Consider the following 14,218-nt stretch of genomic DNA (forward strand, 5'->3'; position numbering starts at 1 on the left):
CAAACGGTATAGACTTACGCAACCAATTGAGGCCAGCGATTGCTGGCCTTTTTTTATTATATGAATTCCTTATGGAAAAGGTGATATGTCTGTCAGTGTTTTAAGACTCTCGAGTTTACTTTTTATCGCAAGCTTAACGGTGGGCTGTTCTAGCGCGCCAGATGAAAGCACGAACGATAATAACCTCGAAACCTCTGAATACGTCGAAGAGTCCCACCCGAATGACCCTTTCGAAGGGTTCAACCGAGCTATGTGGGATATCAACTACGAATATCTTGATCCATATTTAGTTCGTCCTGTTTCACTCGCTTATGTTGGCTATACCCCTGTTCCAGTTCGCTCTGGTATCTCAAATTTTTTAGCCAACTTAGACGAACCTGCGAGCATGGTGAACAACATATTCATGGGTAATGGCGAGAAAGCACTCGACCATTTCAACCGTTTTTGGATTAACTCAACTTTTGGTCTGTTGGGCCTAATCGATATTGCCAGTGAAGCGGGTATCACCAAATATGACGACAAGTCGTTTTCTGATGCGATTGGTCATTATGGGGTAGGGAATGGGCCGTACTTTATGGTGCCGGGTTATGGTCCTATTACGACTCGTGAAGTGACGGAGCAAGTGGATAGTTTATATGTGCCTTTAGCTCTGTTGAACTTCTGGGCGAGCCTCGGAAAGTGGGCATTTGAAGGTATGGAAACTCGAGCTCAGTTAGTTTCTCAAGAAGCTCTGTTGGATGACTCGCCAGATCCATATGCTCTGACTCGTGAAGTTTACATTCAGCGTCGTGACTTTAAAGCCGAAATCGAACCGGAAGAAGTCGATCTTGAAGAAGAAGATTTCATTGACGGATACCTAGAAGATTACTAGATATAAGATTTTGAATAACTGATAAAAGAAAGGCTTGATGTTGAAAATAACATCGAGCCTTTTTTATATTTGCTACTTTAGATTAAGTAACCAGATTAGAAACGGTAGTTAGCTTGGATACCTACTAGCCAAATGCTACCCGTTACTTCACCTTCAAAAGTGCCGCCAAACGGTGCTGATGCTGCGTCATCTTCTAGCATTTTCGCATCTTTCGCTAAAATGTAAGTGAAGCCTGCATCTAGAGTTAATTGCTCAGACCATTGGTAGCCAGCACCAATACTTAACCAAGTGCGGTCCGTTTCTGGGATCGTCGCAGTACGGTGCTCTTCACTTACAGCTGAAGTATCGTATGCAATACCAGAACGTAAAGCTAACTTAGGCGTCATTTGGTAAGTCGTACCAACTGCAAAGCGGTAGTTGTCTTCCCAGTTCTCTTGCTTGATCTCTTGAGTTCGAGCTGGACCGAATTCAGGGATGTCGGCAACAAGCTCTTTAAAGCTGCTCCAATTTGTCCAGTTTACGCTCGCATGCACCGCTACTTTGTCTGTTAGCTGATGAAAACTAGCTAATTCTGCTGTAGCAGGAAGAGCTAACGCCATAGAACCGTTGTACTTAGATTTAACTGGTCCACCAATTGCGTTTGCTACGGAATCAAAAGCAAGACCTTTTGCGTGACCTTCCAATGTTAGATCTACCTCAGACTTGTAGGTGAAGCCTAAGCGGTTGCTTTCATTGATCTGCCAAGCTGTACCGACTTGCCAACCCCATGCTGTATCATCACCTTCCATGTATTTAAGTGCATCACCTTGGTTTACCATCGTTGGGATTGTTGTTGCTGATACCGCACCAAAGCTGCCTTCAGCCATGATGTAACGAATACCACCACCAATAGAAACGCTTTCAAGTACTTGGTATGCCGCGTTTAAGTTTAGCTCCATTGTGGTAACGCTTGCTTCGTTACCGTGGTTTGCGCCACCAAAATCTTTACCTAGATCTGTTTCCATGCCGTAGTTAGTACCAGCAGCAAAACCTAATGCAAACTTGTCGTTGTACTTATGAGAAACATAAAAGTTTGGGATCACGGCACTGTGTGCAAAATCGCTAGAGTTAGATGAGGACTTAGCGCCAGTAAAAGCAGATGTAGAAGTACCATCGATATCAATGTTCGGGTCAACATAGATAGCACCAACAGAAACCTGTGTGCCTTCTAGGTAAGTAAGAAGGGCAGGGTTACGCCATTGTGAACCTGCGTTGTCTGCGATTGCTGCTTCACCAGCATACGCACGGCCGAGGCCTGTTGCTGAGTATTCTGCTAGTTGAAAACCAGCCGCTTTAGTGACGGTAGAAGTCGAAAGTAGTCCAACTGCCACTGCAGCAGATAGAAGAGTCTTATTCATTTTCATTATTATGTTCGCTGAATCATAAGTATTTAGTGTCGTGATTCTACGTTTAGAGTTATTACTTTAAAAATGAAATTCGAATAAAACAGTGTTTTAGGGATTAAATGAGTAAATGTGTTTAATTATTAGAGAAATAATCTAAATGTTTCGGCTGTGTTGCGAAGTTTGAGCGTACACTTGTAGGCATATTTTGCCTCTGCAGGCTACAGCTGTAAGCTTAAATTGATGTTGGTCAGTGGGTTATGCAATAAAAAAGGGTCGCGTAATGCGACCCTTTGGGGGGTACTTATTAGCTTATATTAGAAGCTACGGCTGTACTGCAAGCCTAGTAGGATTGCATCAGCATGTGTAGTTGCGCTAACAGATGTCGCACCTAAGCTTTCTTCAACTTTAGTGTCATCACCTAGTAGGTAAGTGAAACCAAAGTCTACGTTAGAGTCTGTATTAATGTGGTACGTAAAACCAGCAGAGAACCACTGACGATCTGAGTCAGGAACTGAGATAGAAGTTAGTGAGTCTTGCGCACTTGTGTCATACATGTAACCAGCACGTAGTGTCCAATCAGTGTTTAGGTAGTAAGTACCACCAATAGCGTAGTGCCAACCATCTTGCCACTTGTAGTCTTTTTGGTATGCGCCAGTACCACCACTTAATGCGTAAGCTAGTGTTGATTGTGTAGGGTCTAGGTTCTCAAAATCAATTGAGTCAAATGCACTCCAACCAATCCACTGTACAGAGTAGTGAACTGCAAACTTAGTGTCTTCGATTTTATGGAAGCCAGAGAACTCAGCCATATCTGGTAGAGGAAGAGTGATTTCCTGACCGTTATCGTCTTCAGCTGTGAACTCTGGGCTGTAGCGGTATGAGAAACCAAAGCGGTTGTTTTCATCTAACTCGTAGACTGTACCTACATTGAAGCCCACAGCCCAACCAGTTGCACCATCCACGTCAAGTAGGCTTGTACCTGCTGCTTGGCCAAAACCGATACCAGCAGTACGTTTCATTGTACCTTCACCATAGATTAGGTCTAGACCGGCACCAAAGCTCCATTGATCGTTTAGACGGTATGAACCCGCTAGACCGAAGTTGATGCTCATTACATCTGTTAAACCGCCATATTCACTAGCTAGGTAATCATCTGAAAACTCAGTTTTAGTACCGAAGTTAGAGTAAGCGTTCACACCCCAAGCAAACTTTTCATTAACAGGAACAATGAGGTGAATGTTTGGAGCTACAGAAGTATCACCAACATCATCAACGCTATCGACTGGCATTGCGCCGCCAAGCGTATTGTAGCTAGTATCTTTCACTTCAATCATTGAAGTGATTGTTTCAAAACCAAGAGATAGCTCAGTTTTGTCAAATAGTGCCATTGCTGCAGGGTTACGTGCCATTACTGACGCGTTATCTGCGATTACTGCATCACCAGCGAAAGCACGGCCGATGCCGGTTGCTGATTGTGCGTTAAGTTGGAAACCTGCTGCCATCGCTTGCGAAGACGCCAGTGTAATTGTTACTGCTAAAAGAGACTTTTTAAACAGACGCGTGTTGTTGGTAGTCATTCATTTATTCCTTTATATATCCGCCTCTACAGGGCGATTAATTTGAGCAATTGCTCAATGGTGGCTGATCCTATTCGCAAGTATACGATATACAAATCCGACCATTGGAAATTTTGAGGGTAAAATTATGGAAATGACGCCTATCTGGCACGAAAATGGTGTGAAATGCTGTTTTTTAGAGTTTTAACTCTAGAGGTATTGGTGTGGTGAATGATTTTATGGAAAATTGATAAGTAAAGCCCAGCAATATCAAGAGTATAATTGCTGGGCCTTTAATTACGGGGCTTTAGAGGCTTGTTAGCTCATCGGTTTGATCATTTTGGTTAGCTTTTCGGCGATCTTAGAAACGTCCTCGCCATCTTCACCTACAAGGATCAGGCTGCTGTTATCGATTGGTGTTACTGAGCCTGACATGCCTTTTTCATCAAAGTCGATAGACTTGTCAGTCGGAATTCCAGTTAAAAACAGAGTTACCTTGCCTTTTTCGCCTTGAAAAACCATGTGCATTGCGTTGGACTTGCCAAAGCCACAATGGTTCAGGTAATAGACGTGGTAAGGGAAGGCTTCATCAAATTGATAAGCGAATGGATTCATTTTTGCGTTGATCTGTTGTGATGTAACTTGTTCGTCGATTGAACTCACAAAGCTTTTTTCATCAACAACATGTTTCATTGCAGTATCGACTAAACTTGCTTGAGCAGGAGCAACCAGTGCATTTCCCCAATTAACCTGTCCTACAAGTAAGCCAGCAATGAATGCCACTGAAGCGGCCATCGCCATTGCCCGTCTAGCAAACGTAGGTCTTACTACTTTACTTTCTTCACTTGAGGTCTGATTGAACAGAATACGATCAGCAAGATCGTCTGGCACATCGACATTCATCGCTGAATGGATCTGCTTATCAAGCGATAGTACATCGTCTAAAAAGTTACTATTGGTTTCGCTATTTGCTGCTGCATCAATAATATCTTGTGTACGTTGCTTAGGTTCCGACAATACACTACGACGAAATTCCAAATCATCCATTATGTTGCCCCCTCTCTGCCTCTTCTGTATCCAGCATCTCTTTCAACTGATTTCGAGCTCTGAATAAACGTGTCATTACTGTGTTTTTGTTGAGATTGAGAATATCGGCAATCTCTTCACCACTAAATCCACCAATCACTTGTAGGAAGAGCGGTTCACGGTAATCGACTTCAAGTTTCATGATCTGAGCTTGCAACCACAAATGTTGATGGTGCGGGTCATCGCTGACACTAGCATCATTACCATGATCGTCGATATCAACCAGATCAAACTGTTTGCGTTCAAAACGTCGAGCATTCTCGCGTCGCAAGATGGTAATCAGCCAAGATTTAGCGGCTTTTTCATCTTGAAGGCTATCGAGTGACTTCCATGCACGAAGGCAAGTCTCTTGTACTAAATCTTCGGCAATGCTCTTGTCTTTACATAGCCAATAGGCGTAGCGAAAGAGGTCACGATGATAGGCACGCACGAGTGCTTCATATTTTCTTTGTTTGTCCATATCAGAGTTGACCGGACGCTTGGCTGTTTTCTTTCCAAACATTTTTATTATTGACACACGAGCCTCCATAATTGCTCTGCGTATAGCTGTCCTCTATACGTTGTGCTTCGTTTTTATATTCTGTTTCGTTTTTAGGGCTAACGATCGGCAGGAAACCGTAAAATCACATTAAAATTGATCTACTTCAAAATCTAAGGCCTCGAACAAGCTATAGTACACCTTGTCGTCTAGTTAGTCATTCGTGGCTAGCATGTTGAGCAAGACGACACTTCCTTTTGAAGGCTGACTTTACTTTCTCCTAATCAGGAAACTGATTATTTCAATTGGCGTTAAGTTAATTGCTTTATATACATTCCGACCACACAGTTTTGTGTGGTTTTTTTTTGCCTCAAGAAAACCATTCCCTACACAGCGATAACAGTCTTTGCTTACAATAGTTTAGTCTCTTACGACAACCTTTCCCCCCAAAAGGTTCGCCTGAATGCGCAGTTATATTTTCAAACAGTGAGATACTCGTATCACGTTTATTTAAACGCTCGTTTGATTTAATTAACAACTTCTTTACAATGCTTCAGGTCAGACCTCTTAACATTAAGGAGAAACCATGGGCAAACAGGAAGTCAAAACCCGTTCTGGAGAACGTGTTGCCGTTGTCGCTGGATTACGAACCCCATTCGCTCGTCAGAGCACAGAATTTAGTCAGGTGCCTGCAGTCGACCTAGGCAAAATGGTTGTGAGCGAAATGCTTGCAAGAACAGATGTCGATCCTGCGCTTATTGAACAAGTGGTGTTCGGCCAAGTAGTGCAAATGCCAGAAGCACCGAACATTGCACGTGAAATCGTGTTGGGTACAGGCATGGACATCAATACCGATGCCTACAGTGTCACACGAGCATGTGCGACCAGCTTCCAAGCGGCAGTTAACGTGACCGAGAGCATTATGGCTGGCACGATTGATGTCGGTATTGCAGGCGGTGCGGATTCTTCTTCTGTATTGCCAATCGGTGTTTCGAAAAAGTTAGCGGCAAACTTATTAGCGCTCAGCAAAACCAAAACAATGGGTCAAAAGCTTAAGATTCTTAAAACGCTTTCCGTTAAAGATCTTATGCCAGTACCACCGGCAGTCGCAGAATACTCGACAGGTTTATCCATGGGACAAACCGCAGAGCAGATGGCAAAAACTCATGGTATCACTCGTCTGGAACAAGATGCGCTCGCTCATCGATCTCACTCTCTGGCTTCTCAAGCATGGAAAGAAGGCAAGATTAAAGATGAAGTTATGACGGCATTCCCGGCACCTTATAAAAAGTATCTAGCGGAAGACAACAATATTCGCCACGACTCAACGGTTGAAGGCTACGCTAAATTACGTCCAGCATTTGATAGAAAATACGGCAGTGTAACGGCAGCCAATGCCACGCCTCTTACCGATGGCGGCGCTGCGGTGATGTTGATGCGCGAAGGTAAAGCTAAAGAGCTAGGCTTAGAAGTGCTTGGCTATATTCGTGGCTATGCATTCTCAGCGATTGGTGTTGAAACGGATATGTTGATGGGGCCAACTTACGCGACCTCTCAAGTATTGAAGAATACCGGTCTAGAATTATCAGATCTAACGCTTATCGAGATGCACGAAGCATTTGCAGCCCAAGTTCTGGCTAACGTTAAAATGTTTGCAAGTGACGAATTTGCTCAGAAAAACCTTGGCCGTGAAAAAGCGCTTGGCGAGATTGATATGGAGAGGTTCAACGTTCTGGGTAGCTCAATTGCTTACGGACACCCGTTTGCAGCGACTGGTGCACGCATGATGACCCAAACACTACGTGAACTGAAACGTCGCGGCGGCGGCTTAGCACTGAATACAGCTTGTGCGGCTGGTGGCTTAGGTGCAGCAATGATCTTGGAGGTGGAATAATGTCTACGACTCTTGATGTGAAAAAAGAAAAGAAAGCAGTCAAAAAAACGGATTCAACTCCAGTGGCTGCATCCAAAAGTGACAAGACAGTTACAAACGATGAAGCCGTAAAACAGGCGACCGCATTTTCTTTAACTATCGATGACCAAGATATTGCATGGCTAGCGATCGATGTGCCAAACGAAAAAATGAACACGCTACAAGCGGCGTTTGCCGAAGAAATGAAAGCCATCTTCGAGCAGTTGAAGGAAAAGCAAAGCCGAGTTAAGGGCTTGATCGTTCATTCACTAAAGCCAGATAACTTCATTGCTGGTGCTGATGTTCGAATGCTGGATGCTTGTAAGACGGCTGATGAAGCGCAGTCTCTCGCTCGTCAAGGACAGGAGATGTTCCAAACACTCTCAGATCTTCCGTACCCAGTAGTCGCAGCGATTCACGGTCCATGTTTAGGTGGCGGCTTAGAGCTAGCTCTTGCCTGTGATTATCGCGTATGCACCGATTCAGACAAGACTCGCCTTGGTTTACCAGAAGTCCAACTAGGTTTGTTGCCCGGATCGGGCGGGACACAACGTCTTCCTCGTCTTATCGGTTTGCTGCCTTCTCTTGACCTTATTCTTACGGGTAAGCAACTGCGCGCTAAGAAAGCGAAATCTTTAGGTGTAGTCGATGCTTGTGTGCCAGAAACTATCTTGCTCGAAGTGGCTAAAAGCTTTGTTGAAAAGAATGCTGGTAGCAAAAAAGGCAAACGTCTAGCGTCTCAAAATCAGGCTTCAACTAAAGAAAAGCTGATTTCACGTAATGGCCTTGGTCGTAAAGTAATTTTCGAACAAGCTTCTAAGAAAACTAATCAGAAAACACGCGGCAATTACCCAGCAGCAGATGCGATTCTAGATGTAATTCGCTATGGCCTAGAGAATGGTTTTGATAAAGGCCTTCAGCATGAAGCGAAGCGCTTCTCTGAATTGGTGATGACCGCAGAATCTAAAGCTCTCCGCTCTATTTTCTTCGCAACCACTGAAATGAAAAAAGAACACGGTGCAGACGCAGAACCCAAAGCGGTTAAGCGTGTTGGTGTGCTGGGTGGCGGCCTTATGGGTGCTGGTATCAGTCATGTCAGCGTTGCCAAAGCGAAAGTTCCTGTTCGCATTAAAGACGTATCCAATGAAGGCGTGCTGAACGCGCTGAACTACAACTTTAAGTTGTTCGATAAGCAGCGTAAACGTCGCATTTTGAGTAAAGCTGAACTTGAAAGCAAAATGCTTCAGCTTTCTGGTGGTATCGACTTTACGAGCTTCAATCACACCGATGTGGTGATTGAAGCGGTATTTGAAGACCTCGATCTTAAGCAATCGATGATTGCCGACATTGAGGCGAATGCGAAACCTGAGACTATTTTTGCGACCAACACTTCTTCATTGCCAATCCACAAGATTGCAGAGAAGGCACAGCGACCAGAAAACGTTGTCGGTCTTCACTACTTCAGCCCTGCAGATAAAATGCCATTGGTTGAAGTTATTCCTCATGAAACAACGTCAGAAGAGACGATTTCGACAGTTGTTGCATTAGCGAAGAAGCAAGGCAAAACGCCAATTGTTGTTAAAGACACGGCGGGTTTCTACGTGAACCGTATTCTTGCTCCGTACATGAATGAAGCCGCGCACTTATTATTGGCAAATGAGCCGATTGAAAAGCTCGATAGCACGTTATTGGACTTCGGCTTCCCGGTTGGCCCTATCACCTTATTAGATGAGGTGGGTGTTGATATCGGCGCGAAGATTATTCCAATTTTAGTGAATGAGCTTGGCGATCGTTTCCAAGGCCCTGATGTGTTCGATATTCTTTTGAATGACAACCGCAAAGGCCGTAAGAGTGGCAAAGGTTTCTACACTTACAAAGGTAAGAAGAAAGAAGTCGATAAGTCAGTTTACAAGCTGCTTAAGCTGCAACCAGATCCTAAGTTGAGCGATAACGATATCGCGATGCGCTGTGTGTTACCTATGCTAAACGAAGCGGTTCGTTGTTTGGATGACGGTATTATCCGCAGCCCACGTGATGGCGATATTGGTGCTATTTTCGGTATCGGTTTCCCTCCATTCTTAGGAGGTCCGTTCCGATACATGGATCAAATTGGTATTAAGTCATTGGTCGAAATGATGAACGACTTCGCTAAGAAGTACGGTGATCGTTTTGCGCCATGCGATGGCCTACTGACACGTGCTGGTTTGGATGAGTCTTTTTATAGGTAACTCTCTCTACAAGTAACGTTCTAGCACATTGATTATCAAGCCCGTATCAAGCAATTGATGCGGTTTTTTTTATTTTTTTGAGTGTGCGAAAGGAAGGAGATTCCCGACTCAGTCGTTCCTCCTTCTCGGGAATGACGAGGAGAGGGATGTGTTCTGCCAGATATTATCGGTGTGTCGGGAGATTCCCAACTCGGTCGTTCCTCCCTCTTGGGAATGATGAAAGAGAGGTTGAAAGTAAGCTATTAGTGTTAATAGTGGGATTGTGGCTAATGCATTGCAATCGAAACTACCGTCATCTCCTAAAGCGACGAAGGAGCGTAATCGGAGATCTGATTTTGTGCTTCATCCAAGAAAAAAGGTTGATGCTTTCACATCAACCTTACTGATTTTCATTCCAGCTTTATCAGCCAAGCTCACAGTCTTTAGGGCGTAACTGAAATTCATCAATTGAGCCAATCTCCACACCTGCTGACAACTTCTCTTCCTCATTATGAGCATTACCGTGTGCATGCATAATCAGACGATTAGCCGTGCGAGGTTTAAGTTGGCTGACCACAAAACGCATCATGTCTGAGCGTGTTAGACCTTTGAGGTCTTCCAAGACTCGTTCTCTCTGATTGAATTCCAAGTCCTTATTGCCTATCGCAACCCATAAACGTTGAGCGCGACCGCGCAAGGTGGTATCTGGCGTTGAAATCTGATTCCAGAGGCCGCGTTTACTGCTATGCCATTGATAGTCGTTAAGCTCCAGCAGCACCATGTAAAAGGCATTGAGGAACTCATCTATAGAGGCTAATAAGTCTGCCGGGGCAGCATTCGGTGATTGCACATACAACACAATGCCTGGGTGTCGGTTCAACGGCATATTGCCAGTGCCGACCATATAGCCTAGCTGCTGCTTGGTACGAATCTCATGGAAGAAGGTGGCTGACATCAAATGGTTGGCCAATGAATACAGCGCAATATTTTTAGGTGAAATATCAGCACACTGGTAGTAAACCACGATGGCTGAATCATCTTGATTACATACGACTTCGCGTTGGAAGCTGCCGTTTTCACCCAACATGATTAACGGGCGTAGTGACTCTTCGTAAGCTTGGTCTTGAACACGTAATGCATCTTTTAGCGTTTCAGCCATCTTGTGTGCATCGGCTTTTTTCCAATCACCATACACAAACATTTCGACATGCAGTTCTGCCAAAATCGCTTGAACAAAAGAAGAGAGTTCATCGACCTCAATCGTTTCCAATGCTTCAATTAAAACGGAATAAGGCGGGTTATTTGGCTGAAGTATTCCGGTCATCGCATTAAACAGTTGCGAAATAGGACGATCTTGCGACGCATTATTCCAGTTTCTGAGCAATTGGTGCTTAATAGTTTCAAAGCGTGTTGGACTAAAGTCGCGTGCTTGGAAGCGCTCAAGGATCATATTGAGCAGCTGTGGTTGCTTTTCGCTGAATCCCGAAAGCGTGAGTGTTACACCGCCCTGATGGGTATACATGTTGTAGCCCATACCCGCAATCTCAGCCTGATACGTATCTTTTTCAAGCGAGTCCAAGAACATCTCTACACACAAGCGTGTTTTAACGATGTTTCTCGGGGTGGCGACTGAGTGTGGGCTGTCGATAGCGATATACACCACACCTTTAGGTACTCGAAATTGATGGTCTTGGAGGTGCCACAACTTAAAGCCATCCAGTTCTTCTAACAGTTGTGGGTGCTTAGCATCACCTTCGAGTTCAGCAGGGTCTAAGTCGTAGCAAATAAATGGGTTTTTACTTGGCAGCTCAAACATCCAGCCGGGGTTGATGCACGTAAAGCACTGGGTCTGCTCTGGGCTAAAAGGTGTGACGGAGTAGGGCGTAAAGTACCACTTCGCTTCTCTATCATACTCGAAGCCTTGAGCTACGATGGTGACCCGCATGTTGTCGACAGATAAGTAGGGAAGCAAAGATCGTTGTAATTCTTCGTCAAAGTGCGACATCTTATAATCGCCATACACTACGTCTTGCTCTTGATAGTGCTGCATGTTAATAACAAGATGACTGACGACATCGAGCGGTCTGGAGGGCTCTTGAAAGCGGAAAGCGGACTCTAAAACGGCGCGCTTTTCAAGATAACGCCACTCTTCGATGCCTTGTTGTTCAATGAGTTTGATGTACTGAAATATTGCTTGAACGACGTTATCGGTTTTGGTTAAGCCTTCGATGGTCATTGAACAACTGATCGTGAAATCACGATAGTTACTGCCACTTGCGCCGCCACCTGCCGAGAGGGAAGTAATCCAACCTTTCTCTTTCAGCTGCATCATCAAACTGCCTTCGCCTTCGTAACCGATAAGGTGTGCAAAGAATGATAATGGCTTAATCCCATAGTGCTCGTCCATGCTTGGCATAGGGAAGGTTAAAATTAGCTTTCGTACTTCTTTTATCGGCTCTACGTGTACCTGTACGCCAGTGCTTAACTCGCCAATAATCGGTACTTCAACCTTTTTGCCTTGTAGTTTGTGATTGGTAATCGAGCTAAAACGCTCCTCAACCCAACTTTGCATCTCATCTAATGATTGATTGCCAGACAGTGTCAGCGTCATTAGATCGGCTGAATATTGTTGCTGGTGGAAAGCCAAGATCTCTTGTCGAATCGTTTCACCGTTTCTGTCACCCAACGTCTCGATATTACCGACAGAAAACTTCGAGAATGGATGATTGTTATTAACCAGTTCTTTGGTAACTTGGTATAAGCGTCGCGAGTCGTCGTTGAGTTTCATTTTGTATTCTGAATCAACGGCTTGGCGTTCTTTGTCTAGTGCTTCTTCGTTAAAAAGTGGTGCTGTGAAAAATTGGCTGAAGCGATCGAGTGCGGTTTCAAAGGCATTCAATTCAACGTCAAAAAAGAAGCAGGTGTGTTCGGTTCCGGTCCAAGCATTGTTGCTACCGCCATGTTGGCTGATAAAACTTTGGAACTCTCCGACCTTTGGATACTTTTCAGTTCCTAAAAATAGCATATGCTCTAAGTAGTGCGCTAAACCCTCTCGGTCGGTAGGGTCATCAAAATGCCCGACATTAACGGCGAGTGCGGCTGCAGCTTTTTGAGCGTTCTGATCGTGAACTAACAGTACTCGCAATCCGTTATCCAAGGTTACGTAACGGTATTGATGTTCATCATTAGGGCTTAAATGCACAGAAGCATCTCCAGAGAAGGTGGTTTTTAAATTATGTACGCGATGATTTGAGGTGCAAACCTTGCGATCACATTTTGGGATATGAAGAGCTTTTTGGCGACTTCTAAATCATTTTTATCGATTTTTATCAGTGATTTATTTTCTTTTAATAAGATTGTTAAGAAAGTCGAACTCTTTAGCAAGTGACTTGATATAATTATTTATATAGACTGCGGCTTCTCTAGTTTGAGAGCCAAACGCTAAGTAGCGTATCGCTGATATGGGATATATCGACTTTCGAAATGTTACGTAGACAGGACTGAACATGAAAATATTCATAATGCGCCACGGTGAAGCAGAACATTTTGCGGACTCGGATGCAGAACGAGCGTTAACCAAGCGCGGGAAAATGGCATCTCTTGCAGTGGCTCAAGCTGCAAATGAGCAGGGGATTAGTCAATTCGATAAAGTGCTTGTGAGCCCATATTTAAGGGCACAAGAAACGTGGTTAGAAATATCTCAGGCGTTTTCCGGAAAGAAAGTAGAAACCTGTGATGATATTACGCCTTATGGAATGTCTGACGACGTGTTTGATTTGACTTTAGCGATGGCTGAAGTAGAAAAACTAGAGACCATTTTGTTTGTTTCTCATTTACCTCTAGTTGGCTACTTAACCGCTGAGTTCGCGACAGGCATGGCACCACCAATGTTTCCGACTTCTGGATTAGCTTGTATCGAATTCGACCTTGAGACACAAAAGGGCGAGTTACTTTGGAATATTAATCCATAGACTAGACAAAGCTCGTTGGGCTCTTTTTTTACAAAAAAAAAGACAAAGTTGAAGACAAATAAAAAGGGCACCTCAATGCAATTGAGATGCCCTTTGTCATTTCTGAAACGCTGTTTGTACGAATCAATAACTGGCTAGTTAACTTTTGTTGAATAAACAGCAAACTAGAGGTTATTTATCGGGAATGGAAAGTAAAACCAGCAGCGCGCCGTTGCCGCCAAACTCTAATGGTGCTTGGTGAAAAGCCATTACATCTGGGTGCTGCGCTAACCACAAAGGCACCTTCTGTTTAAGGATGTGTTTACCGATACCGTGCTGAACACAGGCACACGCCACGCTCTCTTTCACGCAGTGCGCAATCATGGCACCTAACTCGCGTTTCGCTTCTTGTTGAGTCATACCGTGCATGTCAAGATACACATCAGGTACGTAGACACCACGACGTAAGCGCTTCACCTCATACTTAGAGACATCATCACGCGCATAACGTGTTGGACCTTCTTCGCTAAGATGCGGAATGAACTCATCCGAGAAATAAAACTCGCTATCACTGGCTTGTCTTGCCGTGCGAGTAATTTCTTTTTGCTTGGCATTTCTTTTTGGCTGCTGGACTATGGTATCCTGTTGCAACTTTTTAACGCCCTTTACTGCATCGTTGAATAGGGCGAAATCGTCATCGAAGTCGGTGTCTTTTTTGCTCATCAGGTTATGAATTCTAATTAGAAACGTAATTAGCAGTATTGTAGCGCTTT

The 14,218-nt window shown here is 44.2% G+C and carries 10 protein-coding genes; 4 read left to right on the forward strand and 6 right to left on the reverse strand.

Features of this window, described 5'->3' with window-relative positions:
* The first annotated feature begins 85 nt into the window (after positions 1–85).
* A complete protein-coding gene (locus AC3CIA_RS04385) occupies positions 86–871 on the forward strand; it encodes an MlaA family lipoprotein (RefSeq protein ID WP_017076800.1) in 786 nt (261 codons plus the stop codon).
* A gap of 95 nt (positions 872–966) precedes the next feature.
* On the opposite strand, the gene AC3CIA_RS04390 is transcribed toward AC3CIA_RS04385, so the two are convergent.
* The 4 genes from AC3CIA_RS04390 to AC3CIA_RS04405 form a co-directional block, all read right to left on the reverse strand.
* Complete coding sequence (locus tag AC3CIA_RS04390) at positions 967–2,274, reverse strand: outer membrane protein transport protein (RefSeq protein WP_488518578.1); 1,308 nt, start codon at positions 2,272–2,274, stop codon at positions 967–969.
* Between the two features lie 296 nt (positions 2,275–2,570).
* Positions 2,571–3,833: an outer membrane protein transport protein gene (locus tag AC3CIA_RS04395; RefSeq protein WP_050621067.1), complete on the reverse strand. Its 1,263-nt coding sequence runs from the start codon at positions 3,831–3,833 to the stop codon at positions 2,571–2,573.
* 297 nt (positions 3,834–4,130) lie between these two features.
* On the reverse strand, positions 4,131–4,859 hold the full coding sequence (locus AC3CIA_RS04400; protein ID WP_488518579.1) for a DUF3379 domain-containing protein: 729 nt from the start codon (positions 4,857–4,859) through the stop codon (positions 4,131–4,133).
* Positions 4,852–5,400: a sigma-70 family RNA polymerase sigma factor gene (locus AC3CIA_RS04405; RefSeq protein ID WP_065206809.1), complete on the reverse strand. Its 549-nt coding sequence runs from the start codon at positions 5,398–5,400 to the stop codon at positions 4,852–4,854. Before AC3CIA_RS04405 ends, AC3CIA_RS04400 begins: the two co-directional genes overlap by 8 nt.
* A 562-nt stretch (positions 5,401–5,962) precedes the next feature.
* Here AC3CIA_RS04405 and fadI point away from each other — a divergent pair.
* Both fadI and fadJ read left to right on the forward strand, forming a co-directional pair.
* Complete coding sequence (gene fadI / locus AC3CIA_RS04410) at positions 5,963–7,270, forward strand: acetyl-CoA C-acyltransferase FadI (protein WP_488518580.1); 1,308 nt, start codon at positions 5,963–5,965, stop codon at positions 7,268–7,270.
* Entirely contained in the window at positions 7,270–9,516 is a 2,247-nt protein-coding gene (gene fadJ, locus AC3CIA_RS04415; RefSeq protein WP_488518581.1) for a fatty acid oxidation complex subunit alpha FadJ, read from the forward strand. Before fadI ends, fadJ begins: the two co-directional genes overlap by 1 nt.
* A 403-nt stretch (positions 9,517–9,919) precedes the next feature.
* Here the strand turns inward: fadJ and AC3CIA_RS04420 are convergent, their stop codons facing one another.
* On the reverse strand, positions 9,920–12,697 hold the full coding sequence (locus AC3CIA_RS04420) for an insulinase family protein (protein WP_488518582.1): 2,778 nt from the start codon (positions 12,695–12,697) through the stop codon (positions 9,920–9,922).
* Positions 12,698–13,001: 304 nt separating this feature from the next.
* On the opposite strand from AC3CIA_RS04420, the gene sixA reads away from it, so the two are divergent.
* Positions 13,002–13,466, forward strand: a complete 465-nt coding sequence (gene sixA, locus AC3CIA_RS04425; RefSeq protein WP_054548175.1) for a phosphohistidine phosphatase SixA — start codon at positions 13,002–13,004, stop codon at positions 13,464–13,466.
* Between the two features lie 171 nt (positions 13,467–13,637).
* On the opposite strand, the gene smrB is transcribed toward sixA, so the two are convergent.
* Positions 13,638–14,168, reverse strand: coding sequence for an endonuclease SmrB (smrB, locus tag AC3CIA_RS04430; RefSeq protein ID WP_054548176.1), 531 nt, complete (start codon positions 14,166–14,168; stop codon positions 13,638–13,640).
* Positions 14,169–14,218 lie beyond the last annotated feature (50 nt).

Source organism: Vibrio sp. QJM3NY_27, assembly GCF_057785955.1.

Excerpts from the sequence above, each read along its gene's own strand:
- AC3CIA_RS04390 (WP_488518578.1), bottom strand. The coding sequence starts at position 2,274 with ATGAAAATGAATAAGACTCTTCTATCTGCTGCAGTGGCAGTTGGACTA.
- AC3CIA_RS04395 (WP_050621067.1), bottom strand. The coding sequence starts at position 3,833 with ATGACTACCAACAACACGCGTCTGTTTAAAAAGTCTCTTTTAGCAGTA.
- smrB (WP_054548176.1), bottom strand. The coding sequence starts at position 14,168 with ATGAGCAAAAAAGACACCGACTTCGATGACGATTTCGCCCTATTCAAC.
- AC3CIA_RS04385 (WP_017076800.1), top strand. The coding sequence starts at position 86 with ATGTCTGTCAGTGTTTTAAGACTCTCGAGTTTACTTTTTATCGCAAGC.
- AC3CIA_RS04400 (WP_488518579.1), bottom strand. The coding sequence starts at position 4,859 with ATGGATGATTTGGAATTTCGTCGTAGTGTATTGTCGGAACCTAAGCAA.
- fadI (WP_488518580.1), top strand. The coding sequence starts at position 5,963 with ATGGGCAAACAGGAAGTCAAAACCCGTTCTGGAGAACGTGTTGCCGTT.
- AC3CIA_RS04405 (WP_065206809.1), bottom strand. The coding sequence starts at position 5,400 with ATGTTTGGAAAGAAAACAGCCAAGCGTCCGGTCAACTCTGATATGGAC.
- sixA (WP_054548175.1), top strand. The coding sequence starts at position 13,002 with ATGAAAATATTCATAATGCGCCACGGTGAAGCAGAACATTTTGCGGAC.
- fadJ (WP_488518581.1), top strand. The coding sequence starts at position 7,270 with ATGTCTACGACTCTTGATGTGAAAAAAGAAAAGAAAGCAGTCAAAAAA.